Here is a 20,889-nt window from a genome sequence, read left to right as displayed (position 1 = left end):
GACTCAGAACAAGAGGTGCGCAATCGGGGTCGCAATCACGATGGTAAGCGCGACGCGCTCAAACCAGATGATGACCAGGTGGGATAGCTTCACCGGAATCTTGGTGGCCAGAATGCACGGCACCAAGGCGGAGAAGAAGATGATGGCAGAGACCGCCACGACCCCGATGACGAATTTCAGCACCATGGAGTCACTGCCTGCCACCGCTGTGGCGGGTAGAAACATCTCCGCAATGCCCATCGCCGCGGCTTTGCCGCCAAGCGCCGGCTCCGGCAGCTGCACTATCCAGGCAAAGGGATAAAACAGGTACCCAATCCATTCAAAAATCGGGGTAAACCGCGCAAGCAGCAAGCCAATAAGGCCTACCGACATAATGGACGGAACGATCGCCGCGGCCATACGCACGCCATCGCGCAGATTATCCCAAATGGCCTGCGGCAGCGACGGCGCACGCTGCAGAGCCAGCATCGCCTCGCGCCACGCATTCTTAAAGCGCGATCCTTCCACCGGCTTTTCCGGGTCTGGCTCTGCATCCTCGCAGTATTCATCCGGAATCGTCCGCAGCGGCGGGATGCGCACGGTAATGGCCGTAACCAGGAACGTCACCAGCAGCGTGACGGCAAAGTAGGTGCCCCAGATATTCATCAGGTCCAATTGCTTGGCCACGATGACCATAAACGCCGCCGATACCGTGGAGAACCCCGTGGCAATAACGGCAGCCTCCCTGCCGGTGTACCCGCCCTTTTGATAGACGCGGTCCGTCACCAAAATGCCCAGCGAATACGAACCGACGAAGGATGCCACCGCATCAATGGCGGAGCGCCCCGGCGTCTTCCATAGCGGGCGCATGATGGGCTGCATCAGCACCCCAACAAATTCCAAGAGCCCAAAGCCAATAAGAAATGCCAGGAAGGTACCGCCGATGGGCACGATAAGCCCCACCGGCGTGGCAATGGAGTTCCACAAGAAGGGAACCAAATCTTCATCACCTAGTACCCACGGCAGCGCGTCAATAACCATGAGGAAGGAAATGATGGCACCGGCGATATTGAAGACCGCAAAGACCGCCTGCAGCGCGCTTTCCTTAAACGGCCCCGTACTAAAGCTACGCACCGTTCCATACACTGCGAGCGCAAAAATAAACCACGGCACCACCGCCGGAATGCTATCGCGCACGATGGTGACCATGTGGTCCAAAGGAATGGAGTTCTTTTCCTTATACGTCACAGGAAAGAAGAACACGAACCCGCCAATGGCGCTATAAACAAAGAGTTTCCACCGTCCCCCAGGCCGCGGGACTTCCCCGTCATGGCTCTGGGTGGAGGAATTAACTGAATCAGTAGAAGTCACGATAGACCGCCCCTCAAGCTTGCATGATGATCAAGCCCGCGCGACAGCCTGACGCGAACATTGCGATTATGTTATCTAAATAACACGTTATTGTCTAGCGTTTCCTAGCTCAAGGCACAATGGAACTATGTCTAACCCCATCCGCGTCGTCGGCGCCGTCTTTCACGATGGCAACCGATTCCTCGCCTGCCGCAAGAAACCCGGAAAACCCTTGGAAGGACATTGGGAATTTCCAGGCGGAAAAATCGAACCGGGCGAATCACCCGAACAGGCTTTAGCTCGCGAAATTCGCGAGGAACTCAACCTCATCGCGCGCGTAGGCGGCAAGCTCACGACGACCATCTACGAATACGACTTTGCCACCATCGAACTAACCACCTTTTATTGCACGCTTATCAGCGGCGAACTTCGCCTCAGCGATCATGACGCAACCAGATGGGTTACCCCCGCAGAAGCAATGGAACTGACCTGGGCGCCAGCAGATATTCCAGCCGTGGAAAAGCTTTGCCCTTAGAATCTTGTAGCTATGAGCCATTCCTTGGATTCCTCGCTCCCCTTCGGCGTTTACGAAACCCCGGTGACCTCACGCATCCGTGAGCGAATGGAAGAAACGCAAAGCCGACACCCATCGGCCGGGTTTGGGGTCGGAAGCGGCACAGATGATAACGCTCGCGGGCGCTACACATCCGCCATGTCTCAACACATCGGCGATCTACTAGAACAGCGCCTCATGGGACTCAAATCCTCAACAGACCGCGTAGCACTTATCAATACAATCGCTGGGCTGCTTGGCGAGGACGAAGATATCGATGCCGAGCAACTCCTCTACGCCGTCTACAACACTTCTTTAGCCGAGCCTCCGCTGCTTCCCGATGTATCGCTAACTAAGAGCGCGCTTTTTACCAATGCCCAAGGCGAAGCCAGCTTGACCAGTGAAATTGAGCGGGAAATAAAGACGGCTGATTCCGTCGACTTGCTGTGCGCATTCATCAAAAGCTCCGGAATCAGTGTCCTTGACCAGCACCTACAGTACCTGCGCGACAACCAGATTCCGTTCCGCCTATTGACCTCTACTTACTGTGGTGCTTCCGATGCGGCGGCTCTTAAACGCCTGGTAGAAAAATATCGCGCCGATGTGAAGATTTGTTATGAGCATAAATCCACACGCCTGCATGCCAAAGCATGGCTCTTCCGACGAAATTCTGGTTTCGACACTGCCTTTATTGGAAGCTCGAATCTTTCGCGGTCTGCTCTTATCGATGGCTGGGAGTGGAATGTGCGCGGCTCTGCTACGGCGACGCCTGAGGTCATTGAAAAGTTTATAAAAACCTTTGACAGCTACTGGCACGATAGCCACTTCAAAACTTTTGATCCGGCGCGGGACATGGATCGCCTGCAGGAATCCCTGCGCATCGCCAAAGGCGCGGAGTCCCCACAAGCGTTGCGCCAATTAGAGCTTTCTGGCCTGGAAGTTACTCCCTACCCTTATCAAGAAGAAATGCTCGAGGCACTGCGGTCCGAACGTGAGGTAAAGGATCGCCACAAAAATCTACTCGTTGCAGCCACAGGCACTGGCAAGACCGTCGTCGCCGCCCTGGATTACCTTAATCTTTGCCGGCAGTGGAAGCGTCGTCCTCGCTTACTCTTCGTCGCACACCGCAAGGAAATTCTTCACCAGGCGCGCCGTACGTACCGCGAGGTACTTAAGGATGCCGACTTTGGCGAGTTGCTTGTCGATGGCACCGAGCCACGGCGCTGGGACTTCGTCTTTGCGAGCGTTCAGTCGCTTAATTCCACCCGATTGGAAAAGCTCGCGCCCGATCAATTCGATGTTGTGGTCATCGATGAATTTCACCATGCCGAAGCACCAACCTATAACGCACTTCTAAGTCATTTTGAACCAGACGAATTACTTGGACTGACCGCAACACCAGAGCGCGGTGATGGCAAAAATGTCCAACAATATTTCGACTACCGCATTGCCCATGAACTACGCCTCTGGGATGCCTTGCGCCTCCAGCTGTTGGTTCCAATGCACTATTACGGAATCGCAGACGGCACGGATCTTTCCTCACTCACGTGGAACAGAGGAAAGAAGGATTACAACACCACCGAGCTATCAGAGTTCTATATCAAGTCTGGTGAAAAGCGAACGCGATTCATTCTGAATGAACTGGATAAACGGATTTTCGATCTTTCTGAGATGAAGGCGATCGGCTTTTGTGTTTCCATCGCCCACGCAGAGCACATGGCGCAGCAATTTCAGCAATTTGGCATTCCGGCTCAAGCGGTGACGAGTAAACTGACTTCCTCTGAACGCGCGGAAGCCATTAAACAGCTAGAAACCGGCGCCATCAAGGCTCTCTTCTCCGTTGATATTTTCAATGAGGGCGTCGACATCCCTGCGGTTAATACGCTGCTCCTACTCCGGCCGACCCAAAGCCCGGTTATCTTCCTACAACAACTCGGCCGCGGTCTTCGCCTTGCTCCCGGCAAAGATTCTTGCACCGTATTCGATTTCATTGGCCAACAACATGTTGAATACGATTTTGAGCGTAAATTCAACGCGCTAACGAGAAAACGTGGCAAACGATTACTCACCGAAATAGAGCAGGGCTTTCCCACCACGCCACCAGGAACGCATATCCAATTCGATGAGTCGACGACGGAACAGGTCCTCAACAACGTCAAGAAGACGGCACGCAGCAATTTGCGGAAAGTGCGTGCGCTGGTAGCGGAAATACGAACTACCGATCTCAAAAAGTTCCTTGACGAGGCAAACCTCGAATTGGAGGATATTTACCGGCCGAATAAGTACTCGTGGACCCGTCTTCTGCGGGAGGAAAACCTCCTCGAGCCATGTGACGATGAGATGGAAAACTTCTTGCTCAACCGGATTAAAGTTTTCCTTCATGTCAATGATACGACGCGCATTGAAGCCTATCTTCGAATCCTAAAATCCGCTACCTCGCAATTCGGCGATATGACGCCCACTGATCAAGCCTTTGCACGGATGCTGGTCTTGGGGTTTTGGGCTAATTCCAATGCACCCAGCCCGTCATCTTTTGACGAGGCGCTGGGAATATTGCGGGAGCACCCACGAGTTATTTGGGAACTCGAGCAGGTCATGCTGCTACAAAATGATGCTTCGCGTATTATCCCACAGCCGAGCGACGACACCGTTTTGGAAACCCACGCCGATTACTCCTTGGCAGAATTAGTGGGTGCCCTGCAAGCAGGAGAATTAGAAAAACTAGTCAGCCTTCCGCGCGAGGGAGTGAAATACTTCCCTGATATGAACATGGACTTGTTCTTGGTGACCTTCCAAAAAGACGATCAGGTGAGCGCTACCACGAATTACCGTGATTACCCGATTTCACCGGATCTTCTCCACTGGGAGTCGCAATCTACTACAACTTTAAAATCGAAGGCCGCACGCCGTTATATTCAGCACGAGGAGCTCGGCGGGAGGACTTTTATCGCATCTCGCTTCACTAAGAAGAACTCAGTGGGCACCGCGAGCGCCTATACATTTTTAGGCGCTGTGGATTATGTTTCCCACCACGGAGAAAAGCCCATTCAGTTTCAATGGAAGCTCCAAAGAACCATGCCAAAGGCGCTGTACGCTGCCGGTCGGACCGTCGCTTAGCACGCATGGTTGAATAATTAGGCTGCACTTTACCCACCAAGAGTGATACATTTCCCTTAAGTGATTCACACCACAGCCACTTAAGGAAGTGTCATGAGGCAATCAGATAACCACACCGGCGCACCTTTCGCCGCAGGCCAACAGACACACGACTCTGAGCCACAAGCAAAGGTGAAATGGACTCTTGTTGGTCCGGGTTTGGTCGCCGCAGCCACTGGCGTCGGTGCCGCTGACCTGGTGGCAACCATGATTGCTGGCCAGCGCTACGGTTACGCACTGTTATGGGCCGTCATCGTCGGTACGATTATGAAAATCGTGCTGGTGGAAGGCGTCGGCCGCTACAGCTTGGCCACTGGAAACACCATGTTCCACGGTTGGCGGGAGCTAGGACGCTGGACCTCGTGGTATTTCGCACCCTACATCGTCATCTGGGGGTTGGTTTATGGCGCCGCCGCCATGTCCGGCACCGGCTTGGCGTTAAGCGCACTCTTCCCCGGTACTAGCTTGACTATGTGGGCCATCTTGACCGGCGTGTTGTGCTTTGTCCTTACGTGGCTGGGGCAATACCAGCTCTTTGAAAAACTGGCCGCCATCTTGGTTGGCATCATGTTTGTCACTGTGGTGGGCATCGCCGCAATTACCGCACCTAATTTGCCAGAGATTCTGCGCGGCCTTGTCCCCACCATCCCGGATGGTTCTTTCGTCTACGTGCTCTCCATCGCCGGTGGTGTCGGCGGCACCATTACCCTTGCCGCCTATGGCTACTGGCTGCGAGAAAAGAAATGGTTCACGCCCAAGTGGATGAAGGTCATGCGCATGGATAACTCGGTGGCTTATGCCGTCACCGGTATCTTCGTGCTCGCTACACTTGTCCTTGGTGCCGAGCTTTTGTACAGCGCTAATGTCGCTGTCTCCGATAATGACCAGGGCTTGGTGGACATGGCGGACGTGCTGGAGGCCCGCTACGGAACCTTTATTTCTAAGTGGTTCATCGTCGGATTCTTCTCTGCCGCATTCTCTTCCTGCTTAGGCGTGTGGAACGGTGTGTCTCTCATGTTTGCGGACTACGTGGGCCACCTGAAGAACCTTCCACAGGGCCACCCCAGCACCAGCACGGGCGGCAAATACTACCGCGCCTACCTCATCTGGTTGACCTTCCCACCGATGCTTCTCCTACTGCTGGGCAAGCCCACCGGATTGATCATTGGCTACGGCGTTCTGGGCGCATTCTTCATGCCGTTCCTGGGCCTTACGCTCTTGGTACTGCTTAATACCAAGCACACCCCGAAGGAATGGCGCAATGGTTGGTTCATCAACACCTTGATGGGCATCATTTCGGCAGCCTTTGTCTACCTGTGCGTGTCCCAGGTTGCCGGGCTCTTCTAGCCTTGTTGCCCGTAATCTTCGAGGTACGCGCCAATTTTCCGTAAGCTCTCCACCTCCCAGGGCAGGATGCCTCGACATTGAACGGTTGCCGTCAACTATTTTTTCGGCATCCGCTCTACTTCCACAGTGGACTCCTCGCGGGGCTCGCGACCGAAGAGCCAGGCGATGATGCCGAAAATGGCAATGGCACCGCAAACGGTGAAGGCTGTGGGGAAGCCATAGACATCGGCAAGCAGCCCGATGAGCATGGGGCCCACGATTTGGCCGAAGTCTCCTGCCATCTGGAAGGAGGACAATACCTTGCCGCCGGAGCGCTCGTTGCCCACGATGTCTGCCACCGCGGCGGTCTGGGAAGGATTGATAAGGCCCGATGCTGCACCCGCAAGCGCGGATACGAGCAAGAGGAACCACACGCTGGTGGCCAGCCCCATGAGCACCATGAAGATGGCGGAGCCGACCAAGCCAATCAAGATAAGCGGCTTGCGGCCGTGGAGATCGGACCACCGGCCGGAGAACTGGAGAATAATCGCATTGCCTGCGGCGAAGGCCGCGAGAGCCAAGCCCGAAGCTGCGGCGCCATTGTGAAAAATGGCGGCGGCGAATAGCGGCAGGACGGATACGCGCACGCCCATATTGATCCACCCGTGGACAAAGTTGGAGGTCAGGACCGCACGGAAGGCGGTATCGCCCCAAGCTTCCTGCAGGCGCATGGGCGGCAGTTCCGAGGTGGTGGTTTGAGAGTGGTTGACCCGCGGCATCTGCCACCAGACAACGAACGCAGCAAGCATCACGCCGATGCCGTAGATGAAAAATGGCCAGCGAAAGCCCAAGAAGGACAGGCTGGCGCCGAGCACTGGGCCGGCGACATTGCCCAGTAGGAATGCCGTGGCGTAAGTGGCGGAGCACTTACCGCGAATCGAGGGTGGAGACAGGCGCACGATAAGGCCCATCGCGGAGACGGTAAACATGGTCGAGCCAAGACCTGCCAGGGCGCGCAGCACCACGATGTGCCAATACTCCTGAGCAATGGCGACCAATCCCGTGGTCACGGCAACGGTCATCAGGCCCACCAAGTAGACGCGGCGCGAGCCAATGCGGTCCACCAATGAACCAGACACGGGCGCGAAGATCAGCCGGGAGGCGGCGAAGATCGATACCACGAGGCCAGCGGCGGCCATCGATACATCAAAGCTGACCACGAACTGCGGCAAAAGCGGGGCGATAAGGCCATAACCTAAGGCGATAATGAACGCCGCCGTTACCATTACCCAGATTTCCCGCGGCACCTTGGGCTTTTCGTAGGACGCCGGTTCGGCATTAGCACTCTTCATAGCACGTGCAACCTTATGCCTTTGAAGGTCTGAAAGCTATTTAGCCCACTAATTCGAACACGTGTTTATATTCTTCGAACTCGTGTCGGCCCTGCGGTTTAGAGTAAGTGCCATGCACAACGTAGATAAGAACTTTTCGCACACAGTACCCAGTCAACCCAACGCCACGGCTACGGAAATTGCCGCCGACTTGGCCTATCACCACTATGAGACCGTCAGCTCAATTTCCGCCATCATGCACCACCCGCGGTCCTTGGCCCGTCCCACCCCGACGTGGCGTCCGCCCATAAAACAGCTGCCACCCACGCCAGGTGGCGCGGACTACAGCATGAGCATTACGCGCCACCGCGTGGGAGCACGAGTGAAGGCACGGATCCGCGGGTTCGGTGAAAGCCGCGTCCCTGCCTACCTCATCACCATTCGCATCACCGATAACTTTGGGCAGGTCGTCGATCCCGCCACGGCGGAAGGGTGGGTACGCACGCTTGTCCCTGCTGAGTTAGCTGGCGCCGTCCATGAGATCTCTCGCGGGCCAAATGCCACTTACGTGTGGCTGGTGGATAGCGCCTTTAAGCCCGTCCACTCGCCGGAATCCTTGTTCGCGGGATTCCAGCAAGCCGCCTAGGGCTTAGTTGTTGTCGCCCTCTTCGTCGTCGGCGTCAGCATCGTCGTCTTCGGTGAAGGTGTCGAAGAACTCAAGGTCCTCATCGTCGTCATCATCGGCGTCTTCGCAGAAAATGTCGTAGACGTCTGGTTCCTCGAAATCGTCCTCATCGAAGTTGACGAGCTGGGCCTCCCAATCAAGAGCCTGTTCCGAGACCAAACCAAGCACGTCAAAAAGTCGGTCGAAATCGGTGTAGGTGCCCAGTTCTAGGGCCTCAGCGGGGACTTCTACGATGGGGATGTCATCAGAATCGGTGTTGCCAAAGAGGGCAAGGCGCTCGTTTTCATCGAGGTCTTCGCCTTCCTCATCCACCTGCCATAGCTCCGTGACGGCCTCATCCTCGAGCTCTTCCATGTCTTCTTCATCGAAGTCGAAGGCCAAGAAGCGCACGATGGCAGAGGGTACGCCGTCGATGGTTTCCACTAATACGCGCAGCTCTGAATCGTTGCCTACTTCCGCCACCACCAGGTGCGGGTTGAGTTCATCCTGGTCAAACTCCAATTCCGCGATGCGCTCATCGGTGCCTTCCAGGAGGTCTCGGAGGACGGTAACGACCTGGTCGGTGGCGATGTGGCGGGAGACGGCTTCTACGGCGTCTTCGACGGAAAAGGCAACGGAGACTAAGACGGCCTCGAATTCTTCATCGTCTTCATCCACATCCGCCGCAGCGATGTACACGTTGGCGGCAGGCAAGAGAGGATCGATTTCAACAAACTGGATTTCCAAATCAGAGGTGATTGGAACGAACATGACGTCTTCGTTGACGCGGGACTCGATGCCCTCGGCGTCCAATGCGGAAGCGATATCTTCGAAAAAGCTCATGGTGGTGAAAATCCATCCTTCGGAAGCAGAGGTCTCCGCGGTGGGCAAGACGCCGCCCGCGGTCACTCTGGATTCTACCGCTAATCCCGCCTGTGTGGTTGGAAACCAAGGGAGCGCACGAGCTCTGGGCGCCCACTTCCCCACTCCACCATGTGGTAATCCTCCCACGCTTTGCGGCGACCGTCATTGGGGGCGTGCACGATATAGGCCTGTTCATCAAAAATCATGGTCGCGCGATCGCCGCCGTCATAGCGCGGCCACTGCGCCTTGGGGCTGCCGCCGTGGATGAACGCGGCCCAGTGATCTTGCATGGTGGAGGTCAATTCCTCCATCTCAGCGCGCGAGCCCCAGCCGGTTAGCAGGGAAGCGCGCGAGGATTGGGGATCGCCAAAGACATTGCCCAATTCCATCGAGTGCATGGCGCCTAGCCCCAGCCACTTTAAGACGGCAGAAGCGAAGTCGAAGCGGTACATCCAGGTATCGGCTACTTCAGAGTGGGCGCTGGCGATGCGGGTGGAGGGTGCCCAGAAGAGGGCATCGGCAAGCAGGTGCGCAAAGTCCTCCCGTCGGACCGCACCGCGATAGGCGGCGACGACCTCAGGGGCGTGGTGGGGATCGTAGGAGGCCAAGAGCCGGAGGGCTGCGCGCTCCCGGGCGCTTTGGCGCTGAAAGAGGAACTTGCCAAAGCTGGCTTCATCCGAATTCGTGCCAATCAGCAACGGAATTTTGTGTTGATGGCCCTGCTCAAAGGCGGTGATAGGGTGCTCGGGCAAAAGTTCGCCGTCCACCGTGGGCGCGTAGCAGGAGTTTAAGTGCAGTAGCTCGCCGGCGCGCCACATCATGGATTGGCCGGAGCGCACCACATCCGCACAGTCTTCTTGGCGCAGATCATCCACGCTCACCCGACGCGGCAGGCCCACTCGGCGGGCAAGTTCGCGGGCCCACAAGGTGGATTGGGCGCGGGAATGCACCAGCGCGATGGGTGGAGATTGGGCAATGGCGCGGTGGAAGAGCCCCTCGGCCGGCGGGCTGGTCATCAGCGCCAGCACCGCGGCACCACCCGCGGATTCGCCCATGAGAGTAACGGAGTCTGGGTCACCGCCAAAGGCAGCGATGTTATCTCGCACCCAATTAAGGGCCAGAATCTGATCCGCCACGGCGGGGTTAGCGCTGCACTCGCCGCCGAGGCTGCGCAGATCGAGATATCCCAAGGCGTTGAGGCGAAAGTTGATAGATACGTAGACCACGTTCATGCGGGTGGCGAGCTCAAACCCGCGCAGCATGAGCATGTGGGATGAACCCATGATGAAGCTGCCACCGTGCAGGTACACCACGACGGGCAACTTTTCCTCCGTGCGCGGGCGCACGATGTCTAGGTACAGGCAGTCCTCGGAGCCGACGATGCGGTCAGTCCAGGAGTACGTGGGTTGTGGGGCAATTGGCCCGAATTGGCTGCAATCGCGCACCCCGCCCCAGCGCGGCGCCGGGCGTGGGGCGCGGAAGCGATTGTCGCCGGCCGTGGAGGCGCCGAAGGGAATGCCACGCCACGTGCGCACCGGCCCGGCGCTAATGGGGCGATCTACTCTAAGGTCTTCTTCGATGACCCCACGCACCCAGCCGGAGGTCGTGCGCACCGTGAGCTCATCCGCATAGGCATTCTGTGCCCGCTCGTGGGCCTGACGGGCGCGCTCGTGTGCGCGCATGGCCCGCAAGCGCGCGGCAGCGGTGGACTCTTCGGAATAAGAGTCCCCACTGTCGCGTTGACCATCCTGCGGGTAAGGCATACTCCCTACCTTAGGTAGATTGCACGCCGGCCGCGATCCGAATCGCACATGGCCGCCCCCTTCTTTCAAGGCCAGGGCTATGCTAGGTAAAAAAATCAATTAATACTACTGCCCCAACAAATTAAGGATTGGTGTGGGAGAAGGCATGTCCATATTTAAAAAGTCCGCCCCAGATGACGCAGCTACTGACACATATGACATCGATCCGGAGCACAGCGGCCGATTTACCAAGGCGCTGCTGAACTCTTTGGACCGCGCCGTATCCGTGCAATCTGGTGTTATTTCCAAATACGTCAAGAGCCTCAAGAAGCACCACCCAGAAGCCACTGACCAAGAGTTGCAGGGCTTTATTAACAAGCACTTCATGAATATCACTTCCGGCACGGGCGCGGCCGCTGGTGCCTCCGCATCCGTCCCCGGCATCGGGCTATTTACGGGCGCTGCCACCATCGGTGCGGAATCCGTGGTCTTTCTTGAGGCCGCCACGTGGTACATCCTGGCATCCGCGTACCTGCGCGGCGATGACATCTCCTCGCCTGAGCGCCGCCGTGCCCTAGTACTGGTGGTATTGACAGGCTCAAAGGGTTCCGCGGTGGTCGATACCTTCGTTGGTGACCTCGGCACGGTCACGGGGGCGCGTTCCGTAGCCTCCCTCTCCCGGTTTTCCGGGCCCACGTTATCTGGCATCAATGGCCGCTTGACCAAGGTTTTTACCAAGCAGATTACCAAGCGCATGAAGTGGGCCTGGGTGGGCAAGCTCATGCCTATGGGCATCGGCGCGGTCATTGGCACGAAGGCCAATCGCAAGCTGGCCAATCAGGTCATCGAACACGCCCGCCACCAGCTCTCCCCTCTTTCCCACACTGAGGCGGGTACCCAATGATCGTTTAGAGCGAATTCAGTACCCCTGACATAGTGAAGGTGAGGGATTGGCCCGTATCATATAGGCAGACACTTTGGCGGGTGATAAATGCGCTCGTACAAAGTCCGGACTAAAGTCGAATAAACGACCATTTTAAAGCAGAGAAATGAGGCGAAAACCTGCCGTGAGCACATCGAGCATCTTCGGCCCGAATGCGTGGCTGATAGACGAGCAGTTCCAGCAGTACTCCAAGGATCCTAGCTCCGTAGACAAGGAGTGGCGCGACTATTTCGAAGCAAACGGCGCGCCCAAGGCGCAGCCAGAAGCTGAGGCTCCATCTAAAGCATCTAAGCCACAGCCACAGAAGGCAAAGGCAGAGTCCACGTCCTCGGCCAAGAAGACCGAAGGCACTACCACCGCCCGCAAGCAAGAGGCCCGCGATACCAACGTGAAAGAGTCTGTATCTAAGGCCAAGGAAAAGTCCGCGAAGGCTAAGCATTCTGCAGGCAAGAATGCGCAGTCTCCGCTGGAAAACCTAGAAGATTACAAGGGCGGCGACGAGCGTCAGCTCAAGGGCATGTTCAAGGCGATTGCTAAGAACATGGAAGAATCCCTCGAGATTCCTACCGCTACCACCGTGCGCGATATGCCGGTCAAGCTCATGTGGGAAAACCGCTCCATGATCAATGACCACCTGAAGCGCACCCGCGGTGGCAAGATCTCCTTTACCCACATTATTGGCTACGCCATGGTCAAGGCCGTGCAGCTGCACCCTGGCATGAACGTGCGCTACGAGGAAAAGGACGGCAAGCCCTTCGTCGTCCAGCCTGAGCACATCAACCTAGGCTTGGCCATCGACCTCCCGCAGAAGGATGGCTCCCGCGCCCTCGTGGTCGCCGCCATCAAGGAGTGCGAGACCAAATCTTTCGCCGAGTTCATTGAGGCTTACGAGGACATCGTTACCCGTTCCCGTAAGAATAAGCTCACCATGGATGACTTCTCTGGGGTCACCATTAACCTGACCAACCCGGGCGGCATCGGCACCCGCCACTCCATTGCTCGCCTGACCAAGGGCGCAGGCTCCATTATCGGCGTTGGTTCCATGGATTACCCGGCAGAATTCGCCGGCGCCTCCGCAGACCGCCTGGCTGACCTGGGCGTCGGCCGCCTGGTTACGCTGACCTCCACCTATGACCACCGCGTCATCCAGGGCGCAGAGTCCGGCGAGTTCCTGCGAACCATCGGCAAGCTCATTGTTGATGACGCCTTCTGGGACGAGCTCTTCGAGTCCATGGGCGTTCCTTATGAGCCCTTCCGCTGGGCACAGGACATCCCCAACTCTGGCGTGGACAAGAACACCCGCGTCATGCAGCTCATCGAGTCCTACCGCTCCCGCGGGCACTTGCTTGCCGATGTCAACCCGCTCGGCTGGTCCCAGCCCGGCCTGCCTAGCCCGGATCACCGCGACCTCGACATCGCTACGCACGGCCTGACCATCTGGGATCTGGACCGCGTCTTCAATGTTGGTGGCTTTGGCGGCAAGGAACAGATGACCTTGCGCGAGGTGCTCTCCCGCCTGCGCGCTGCTTATACCCTGAAGGTGGGTTCCGAATACACCCACATCCTGGACCGCGACGAGCGCAGCTGGATGCAGGACCGCCTCGAGGCCGGCATGCCAAAGCCGACCAATGCCGAGCAGAAGTACATCCTGCAGAAGGTCAACGCCGCCGAGGCATTCGAGAACTTCCTGCAGACCAAGTACGTGGGCCAGAAGCGCTTCTCCCTTGAGGGCTCTGAAACCCTTATCCCGCTTTTGGATTCCATCATCGACACTGCTGCGGGCCAGGGCCTCGACGAGGTTGTCATGGGCATGCCACACCGCGGCCGCCTGAACGTGCTGTTCAATATCGTGGGCAAGCCGCTGGCAGATATCTTCGGCGAGTTCGACGGCAACTACAAGGGCGGCCAGCTCGGCGGCTCTGGTGACGTGAAGTACCACTTGGGCTCCGAGGGCGAGCACCTGCAGATGTTCGGCGATGGTGAAATCAAGGTCACCCTTGCTGCCAACCCGTCCCACCTCGAAGCTGTGGACCCAGTCATGGAGGGCATCGCCCGCGCCAAGCAGGACATCTTGGACAAGGGCAAGGACGGCTACTCCGTCGTTCCCGTCATGCTCCACGGCGATGCATCCTTCACCGGCCTCGGCGTCGTGCAGGAGACCATCAACCTGTCCCAGCTGCGTGGCTTTACCAACGGCGGTACCATCCACATCGTGGTCAACAACCAGGTGGGCTTTACCACCACCCCGGATTCCGGCCGTTCCACCCACTACGTCACCGACTTGGCCAAGGGCTTTGACTGCCCGGTCTTCCACGTCAACGGTGATGACCCAGAGGCTGTTGTCTGGGTTGGCCAGATGGCCGCAGAATACCGCCGCCAGTTTGGCAAGGACGTCTTCATTGACCTCGTGGTCTACCGCCTGCGCGGCCACAACGAGGCCGATGACCCATCCATGACCCAGCCGCAGCTGTACTCGGTTATTGAGAACCACGAGCCTGTGCGCGAGCACTACACCAACGAGCTCATCGGCCGTGGCGACCTATCTGCTGAGGACGCCGAGGCAGCGGCACGCGACTTCCACGACCAGATGGAGTCCGTATTCACCGAACACAAGGAAGCCGAAAAGGCCGGCCCCAAGGAACAGACCGGTATTACCTCCTCGCAGGACCTCACCCGCGGCCTGGATACCTCCATCACCGCTGAAGAGATGGTCGAGCTTGGCGATGCCTACGGCAACCCACCCGAGGACTTCGAGTACCACAAGCGCGTAGCCAAGGTGGCCAAGGACCGTGCGAAGTCTGTTCGCGAAGGCGGCATCGACTGGGGCTGGGGCGAGCTGCTCGCCTTCGGTTCCTTGGCTAACCAGGGCAAGGTCGTGCGCCTGGCCGGTGAGGATTCCCGCCGCGGTACCTTCACCCAGCGCCACGCCGTGACCTTCGATCACCGCAATAGCAACGAGTACAACCCGCTCAACTCCCTGGCTGTGTCCAAGGACAACGGCGGTAAGTTCATGGTCTACAACTCCGCGCTGACCGAGTTCGCCGGCATGGGCTTCGAATACGGCTACACCGTGGGTAACCCTGACGCTCTCGTGGCGTGGGAGGCTCAGTTCGGTGACTTCGCCAACGGCGCCCAGACCATCATCGATGAGTACCTCTCTTCCGGTGAGGCCAAGTGGGGCCAGCTGTCCAGCCTGGTTCTCCTCCTGCCGCACGGCTACGAAGGCCAGGGCCCGGACCACTCCTCCGCCCGCATCGAGCGCTACCTGCAGCTGTGTGCGGAAGGTTCCATGACCGTGGCCCAGCCGTCCACCCCGGCTAACCACTTCCACTTGCTGCGCCGCCAGGCTTTGGGTGAGATGAAGCGCCCGCTGGTCGTCTTCACCCCGAAGTCCATGCTGCGCAACAAGGCCGCCACCTCCTCCGTTGAGGAGTTCACCGAGGTCAAGAAGTTCCGCTCTGTTATCAATGACCCCCACTTCGTGGACGTCAATAACAAGAAGGTCGGCGATACGGACAAGGTTAAGACCATCATGCTGGTCTCCGGCAAGCTCTACTGGGACTTGGAGAAGAAGCGCGAGGCTGACGGCCGCGATGACATCGCCATCGTCCGCGTGGAAATGCTCCACCCGATTCCGTTCAACCGCCTGAGCGAGGCATTCGAGATGTACCCGAACGCCACCCAGGTCCGGTTCGTACAGGATGAGCCCGCCAACCAAGGCCCATGGCCGTTCTACAACGAGCACCTGCGCAACCTCATTCCGGATATGCCGGAAATGGTCCGCGTCTCCCGCCGCGCCCAGTCCTCTACGGCTACGGGTAACGCCAAGGTGCACCAGATTGAGCAGAAGAACCTGCTTGAAGAGGCCTTCGACGTTTAATCGCTTTTAATCGCCGAAGCCGCACCTAGCGCAGTACAGCGCTGAATGCCCCAGTGAGGTTATTTCCTCACTGGGGCATTTTCATGCTTAATGCTATTTCATGGACGCTGTTGCCTTCGCCTCGCTAGGTTCGCTTCCAGCCAGCCGCCTACCCGCCCTTCGCGCTCACCGGCGAGGTGGAGGGGCATCGGCAAGCACCGCCCGTGAGCGTCAAGGGGAGCGGTGCAGCTATCGCAGAAATGGTGCGACGATTAGATTCGCCGGTTCGCCTACCCCACCCTTCGCGATCACGAAGAGGCCGAACGCACGCTAAAGCGCGCCTGCCGGTGAGCGCGAAGGGCGGGTGGTGGGTAGAACGGACCGCGCCGATACCTTAGGAACTGCTCAGATCCGAGCCGCCGGAGGAGCCGGAATCACTTTCTTCATTGACGATGTCCATTCCGGAAGCTTCCATCCATTCGTGGACGACCTTCTTCAGCTCTTCGCCTTCCTCTATCGCCTCCACCATGTCAGAGATATCTTTTTGCGTGATGAATTTGGTGACCGCGGCGACGGATTTTTCCTCTTCGCGGTCAAAGAGGCTATCGCTATAGATGACCACGAAGTTTTCTGGCAGCTCTGGTTGCACATCCTCACAACCGTGAGCACCGGAGGGCTCGACTGTGGCAAGTTGAGTGGGCAAGGTAGACATGAGTGCAATATGGGTGCGGGCTAGGAAGTCCTCCCCGCCCGGCTCACTGTCTTCTTCTGCCTTTTTATATTCCGCCGAGATATCGCGCGCCTCACCGGGATTAAAATGGCTTAAAAAGCTGCCGGTGCAGCCGACGTAAAAGTTGCCTTCTGGGTTCAGCGAACTGCCCTTGCCTCCATGTGTTTTGAAGGTTTCTTCTTCCTTCAGCTCGGCGGTACGTCCTTCCTCCAAGAGCGACTGCCGGAATACCTCGCCTAAGATGAGCTGATCTGTTTGTGCAGGGTCAACGACGATCTGCACCTGTTCTGGTTCGGATTGTGCCGCAGCGGGACTGGTCTCGACTTTGTCTGAACACCCAGCAAGCAGTGCAGCGCCTACCACCGCGGTAACAGTAGCGCGGGCATATCGACGGGCGGGGCTGCGCTTCACTGAGGGTGCTCCTTCTAATTGTTCTAGTTCACCGATATAAACGGATGGATTTAAACGTCCCACAGAGTCTACCGTGCGGGCGTGTTTACCTGAGGTAGCGCCGTGACTAAGATGGCAAGAGTTATGTCTAGCTCTATTACCGAATCAGCCGTACGCGAGGCTCTTTCCCACGTACAGGATCCAGAAATCGGCCGCCCCATCACTGAACTGAATATGGTGAAATCGGTCGATATCGAAGGAAACGACGTCACCGTTGGCATTTATCTGACCATCGCGGGCTGCCCCATGAAGTCCACCATCGAGACCAATACCCGCGCCGCAGTCGAGGATATCGACGGCGTTGGCAAGGTCACCGTGACCATGGACGCGATGAGCGATGAGCAACGCCGCGAGCTGAAGCAAAAGCTACGCGGCGGCCAGGCCGAGCCCGAGATTCCCTTTGCGAAGCCCGATTCGACGACCCGCGTATTTGCGGTGGCGTCGGGTAAGGGTGGCGTCGGCAAGTCCTCGATGACCGTCAACCTTGCCGCAGCGCTGGTGGATAAGGGCCTGAAGGTCGGCATTGTCGATGCCGATATTTACGGCCACTCCGTGCCCAGCCTGCTCGGCTCAACCGACGGCCCCACCGTGCTTGATGATGAAATGCTGCTGCCACCCATCTCCCACGGCATTAAGCACATCTCGATCGGGCAGTTTGTGGAGGGTAACGCGCCCGTCGTCTGGCGCGGGCCCATGCTCCACCGCGCGCTGCAGCAGTTCTTGGCGGACGTATTCTGGGGCGATCTCGATGTCCTCCTCCTCGATCTGCCACCGGGTACCGGCGATGTGGCGCTGTCCGTTGCGCAGCTCATACCGAATGCGGAGCTGCTCATCGTCACCACGCCGCAGGCCGCTGCGGCAGAAGTAGCCGAGCGCGCCGGTTCCATCTCCCAACAAACGCGCCAGCGCGTGGCCGGCGTGATTGAGAACATGAGCGCCATGGTCATGCCGGATGGCTCCACCATGGATGTCTTTGGTGAAGGCGGCGGCCAGATCGTCGCAGACCGCCTCGGCGTCATCCTGGGCCACGAGGTGCCGCTGCTGGCGTCCGTACCGCTGGATCCGTCCCTGCGCTCGAATAGCGACGCCGGCACACCCATCGTGCTCGAAGCACCCGACTCCCCTGCCGCAAAGGAAATCAGGGCAGTTGCTGATAAGCTCGCCATCCGCTCCGATTCCCTCGTGGGCAAGAGCCTCAACTTGGGCGTGAACTAAGAGCGCGTTGTATTAGGTAACGTCGCTCCACTCAGAGCCGCCGCCGGTGGAATCTTCCCCACCGCGCTGCGGCTTTTGTTGTTGCTGGGGCGGCTGCTGGGTGGTTTCGGTGGTATCGCCATATACCTCGGCATAGTTAAAGGTGGGCCGGGCGGGGCCATTGTTGTCCTGCGCGCGCTGTTCGGGTTCTTTCGGCGCGGTGCCGGATTTAATGTCTTCGGCCATCTTCTGGGGATTGAAGTCGTCCCAGGCGGAATCGTCGCCATCGAAAAGCGCCTTGGTAATAGCACCCTTCGGGCCTAACCGCGTCCACTGTGCAGCTTGGTTGAGCGGGCCACGGATATCGTCGAATTCCGCGGAGATGGACCCCATCTCGCCGTTGAGCTCGGCCTTCGCATTATTGATGGCCTTGCGGGCGGCGTAGATGGCCGCGCGCACGTCCTTGATGACTTCCGGCATGCGCTCCGGGCCGATGATGACGATGCCGAGGAGGACAATGACAATAATCTCGGGCCAGCCAATGGAAGAAAACACGGTTAAATCCTCGCCCTCCGTTTAGTTCTGTCCGCGCTGATTGTGTTTAATCGCGCGTACCACCGTCTCGACTTTATCCAGGAAATCCTGCTCCGGCCGGTGCGCCGGGGTCGACGCATCGGGGCCCGGGGCCACGCCTTCCGTAGCCATTCCCGCCAGCTTGGCCAATAAGGACTGCGGGGCCTTCACCGCGGAATCATCGCTGCAGTGACGCACCCACTCAGAGGCATGGCGCTGGTGGTGCACGTCGGCGCGGCATTCCGCGCAGTGGACCAGGTGGATGCGCACGCGGTGCATGGCTTTGGGCTCCATCTCCCCGTCCACGAAGGCAACGACGGCCTCTGGGCCGAGGTGGCCGATGGAATCGCTGCGCCGCGCCCGCGCCTTTGCCTTATCCCGGGCCTTCGCCTGCGCGGGGGTAAAGTCACCCCGCACGCTGAGCCTGGAGAGGGTGCGGCGTCCGCGCAGTGAGTCCATCGACACCCCTCCTCACGTTCATGCCACAGCCGGATTACTCACACTTAATCCCCCCTGCCACGCGGCAGGGGAGCTAACGATTCGATTCTAGCGCGTGCGCAACAAGATGCGCGCTTCCGCATTGGTCTGTGCCTCTTTTTCCAGCGCCGCACGCAGTTGGGAGCGGCCGCGGTGGATGCGTGAGCGCACCGTGCCCATCTTCACGCCGAGGGTTTCGGCGATTTCGTCATAGCTCATGCCTTCGATATCACACAGAACCACGGCGACACGGAAATCCGGCGCCAGGCTATCCAGCGCGGACTGCAGCACGGGATCCAGGTTGGCCACGGTATAGGCCTGCTCCGGGGTCATATCCGTACCCGGAACGCGCTCATAATCCTCAGGTAGGGACTCCATGCGGATCTTGGAGCGGTGGCGCACCATATCCAAAAAGAGGTTCGTGGTGATGCGGTGCAGCCAGCCGCCAAAGGTACCCGGTTGGTACTTATCCAAAGAGCGGAAGACACGCATAAAGGTCTCTTGGGTGAGATCCTCGGCATCCTGCTGGTCACCGGATAAACGGTAGGCCAAGCGGTACACGCCATCGGCGTGCTCTGCCACCAATTCGGCCCACGAAGGCATCGTGGCTTCCCCAGCATCGAACGCCGCGGTACCGGTCAACTCCACGTTCGGATCGGTGGAGGCAACGGACTCGGCATCGCGCTTCGTTTCTGTCATGGGTGTCATTTTTCTATACTCGGCGCGGAAACTCCAGCTGCTGCGCTGATAATATCCTGTGAGTCCGTCACATACTTCCCACAGACCACAATTTCGCTGGCTAGGCGCGTTTTTGCCACCCTAGCGCGCAACTTTACCTATTGTCTTAATCGTGACTACTACCGCATATGACGCACTGCGCTCCTATATCGATTCCACCAGTGAGCCTTCGGCGGCTCTCCGCGGAGCCCGCGACCACGCCGAGGAATACGGCCTGCCCGTCCCGGATGAATCCACCGGTCAGCTTCTCACCACGCTGACGGCAACCTCCTCCGGTGTGGTAGACCGCCCCCAGGCCGTGGCGATTACCCCTGCCGCCTCCGTCGTCGGTCTCTACCTGTTCGCGGGCATGCCAGACAACGGCATCCTCACGTGCATCGACCCTGAGGCCGAGCACCAGCGCAGCGCCAAGGCCGCCTTCCGCGAGGCAGGCTACGCCCCCACCCGCGGCCGCTTTCTCCCCTCGCGCCCCCTCGACGTGCTCGGGCGCCTGGCCACCGAGGCCTACCAGGTCATTTACGCGGACGTCGCCGCCCTCGACCTCCCCGCCCTCATCAAGGCGGCCTGGCCCCTGCTGCACCAGCACGGCACGCTCGTGCTTGCCAATGCGCTTCTCGATGGCACCGTCGCCGACACCTCCCGCACCGACCGCGATACCGCCGCCGCGCGCGAGGCCGATGAATACCTCCGCGAACTCGAAGGCGCCACCGTGACCCGGCTCCCACTGGGTTCGGGGCTGACATTGGTAACGAAGCTTTAAAGGGGGCATCGGCAAGCGAGGGCCCTGCACGCGCTAAAAGATATCCGTATTCTGGGTGTACATGACAGCCGGACACTGCCCCATAAAGTCCTCGCCCGCGCACGGCGGCGAAACCACCGCGTGGCAGGTCAACGAGTTTCCTCCCTGGCGTGGCTGCCACCCCAACCCAAGCTTGAACCCGCACCTGATTTAAGAGAGGA

17 protein-coding genes are annotated in these 20,889 nt (G+C 58.6%); 9 read left to right on the top strand and 8 right to left on the bottom strand.

Annotation, left to right across the window (positions count from 1 at the left end):
* Positions 1-3: 3 nt before the first annotated feature.
* Positions 4-1,350, bottom strand: a complete 1,347-nt coding sequence (locus tag QP891_RS03090) for a YjiH family protein (protein WP_284769883.1) — start codon at positions 1,348-1,350, stop codon at positions 4-6.
* A gap of 127 nt (positions 1,351-1,477) precedes the next feature.
* On the opposite strand from QP891_RS03090, the gene QP891_RS03085 reads away from it, so the two are divergent.
* From QP891_RS03085 to QP891_RS03075, 3 genes are all read left to right on the top strand, one after another.
* Positions 1,478-1,864, top strand: a complete 387-nt coding sequence (locus tag QP891_RS03085) for a (deoxy)nucleoside triphosphate pyrophosphohydrolase (RefSeq protein WP_284769884.1) — start codon at positions 1,478-1,480, stop codon at positions 1,862-1,864.
* Between the two features lie 12 nt (positions 1,865-1,876).
* On the top strand, positions 1,877-4,999 hold the full coding sequence (locus QP891_RS03080) for a DUF3427 domain-containing protein (RefSeq protein ID WP_284816939.1): 3,123 nt from the start codon (positions 1,877-1,879) through the stop codon (positions 4,997-4,999).
* 93 nt (positions 5,000-5,092) lie between these two features.
* Positions 5,093-6,385, top strand: coding sequence for an Nramp family divalent metal transporter (locus tag QP891_RS03075; protein ID WP_284769886.1), 1,293 nt, complete (start codon positions 5,093-5,095; stop codon positions 6,383-6,385).
* Between the two features lie 95 nt (positions 6,386-6,480).
* Here QP891_RS03075 and QP891_RS03070 read toward each other — a convergent pair whose 3' ends face one another.
* Positions 6,481-7,716: an MFS transporter gene (locus QP891_RS03070; RefSeq protein ID WP_284769887.1), complete on the bottom strand. Its 1,236-nt coding sequence runs from the start codon at positions 7,714-7,716 to the stop codon at positions 6,481-6,483.
* 112 nt (positions 7,717-7,828) lie between these two features.
* Between QP891_RS03070 and QP891_RS03065 the strand changes: the two genes are divergently transcribed.
* The gene (locus tag QP891_RS03065) at positions 7,829-8,341 is read left to right on the top strand and encodes a hypothetical protein (RefSeq protein ID WP_284769888.1); all 513 of its coding nucleotides are present in this window, start codon (positions 7,829-7,831) and stop codon (positions 8,339-8,341) included.
* A gap of 3 nt (positions 8,342-8,344) precedes the next feature.
* Here QP891_RS03065 and QP891_RS03060 read toward each other — a convergent pair whose 3' ends face one another.
* Both QP891_RS03060 and QP891_RS03055 read right to left on the bottom strand, forming a co-directional pair.
* Complete coding sequence (locus QP891_RS03060) at positions 8,345-9,202, bottom strand: DNA primase (protein ID WP_284769972.1); 858 nt, start codon at positions 9,200-9,202, stop codon at positions 8,345-8,347.
* Positions 9,203-9,282: 80 nt separating this feature from the next.
* Positions 9,283-10,986: a carboxylesterase/lipase family protein gene (locus QP891_RS03055; RefSeq protein ID WP_284805831.1), complete on the bottom strand. Its 1,704-nt coding sequence runs from the start codon at positions 10,984-10,986 to the stop codon at positions 9,283-9,285.
* 145 nt (positions 10,987-11,131) lie between these two features.
* Here QP891_RS03055 and QP891_RS03050 point away from each other — a divergent pair, with 145 nt between their 5' ends.
* Together QP891_RS03050 and QP891_RS03045 are read left to right on the top strand one after the other, a co-directional pair.
* Positions 11,132-11,869: a hypothetical protein gene (locus QP891_RS03050; RefSeq protein WP_284769890.1), complete on the top strand. Its 738-nt coding sequence runs from the start codon at positions 11,132-11,134 to the stop codon at positions 11,867-11,869.
* A 163-nt stretch (positions 11,870-12,032) separates the two neighbouring features.
* On the top strand, positions 12,033-15,788 hold the full coding sequence (locus tag QP891_RS03045; protein WP_410763623.1) for a multifunctional oxoglutarate decarboxylase/oxoglutarate dehydrogenase thiamine pyrophosphate-binding subunit/dihydrolipoyllysine-residue succinyltransferase subunit: 3,756 nt from the start codon (positions 12,033-12,035) through the stop codon (positions 15,786-15,788).
* Positions 15,789-16,161: 373 nt separating this feature from the next.
* On the opposite strand, the gene QP891_RS03040 is transcribed toward QP891_RS03045, so the two are convergent.
* Positions 16,162-16,908 carry a hypothetical protein gene (locus QP891_RS03040; RefSeq protein WP_284769892.1) on the bottom strand — a complete coding sequence of 249 codons (747 nt, stop codon included), beginning with the start codon at positions 16,906-16,908 and terminating at the stop codon, positions 16,162-16,164.
* Between the two features lie 123 nt (positions 16,909-17,031).
* Between QP891_RS03040 and QP891_RS03035 the strand changes: the two genes are divergently transcribed.
* Complete coding sequence (locus QP891_RS03035; RefSeq protein WP_284769893.1) at positions 17,032-18,162, top strand: Mrp/NBP35 family ATP-binding protein; 1,131 nt, start codon at positions 17,032-17,034, stop codon at positions 18,160-18,162.
* Positions 18,163-18,174: 12 nt separating this feature from the next.
* Here the strand turns inward: QP891_RS03035 and QP891_RS03030 are convergent, their stop codons facing one another.
* From QP891_RS03030 to sigE, 3 genes are all read right to left on the bottom strand, one after another.
* The gene (locus QP891_RS03030; RefSeq protein WP_284769894.1) at positions 18,175-18,696 is read right to left on the bottom strand and encodes a twin-arginine translocase TatA/TatE family subunit; all 522 of its coding nucleotides are present in this window, start codon (positions 18,694-18,696) and stop codon (positions 18,175-18,177) included.
* Positions 18,697-18,717: 21 nt separating this feature from the next.
* Positions 18,718-19,173, bottom strand: a complete 456-nt coding sequence (locus QP891_RS03025) for an anti-sigma factor family protein (protein WP_284769895.1) — start codon at positions 19,171-19,173, stop codon at positions 18,718-18,720.
* Between the two features lie 87 nt (positions 19,174-19,260).
* Positions 19,261-19,890, bottom strand: a complete 630-nt coding sequence (gene sigE / locus QP891_RS03020; protein WP_005280118.1) for an RNA polymerase sigma factor SigE — start codon at positions 19,888-19,890, stop codon at positions 19,261-19,263.
* A gap of 151 nt (positions 19,891-20,041) precedes the next feature.
* Here sigE and QP891_RS03015 point away from each other — a divergent pair, with 151 nt between their 5' ends.
* Positions 20,042-20,689, top strand: coding sequence for an O-methyltransferase (locus QP891_RS03015; RefSeq protein WP_023028631.1), 648 nt, complete (start codon positions 20,042-20,044; stop codon positions 20,687-20,689).
* A gap of 61 nt (positions 20,690-20,750) precedes the next feature.
* On the top strand, positions 20,751-20,882 hold the full coding sequence (locus tag QP891_RS03010) for a hypothetical protein (protein ID WP_284769897.1): 132 nt from the start codon (positions 20,751-20,753) through the stop codon (positions 20,880-20,882).
* Positions 20,883-20,889 lie beyond the last annotated feature (7 nt).

The organism is Corynebacterium sp. MSK310 (genome assembly GCF_030227355.1).
Lineage (GTDB): Bacteria > Actinomycetota > Actinomycetes > Mycobacteriales > Mycobacteriaceae > Corynebacterium > Corynebacterium rhinophilum.
The sequence above is the reverse complement of the archived record's forward strand: the minus strand, read 5'-3'. Positions and strand labels throughout refer to the sequence as shown.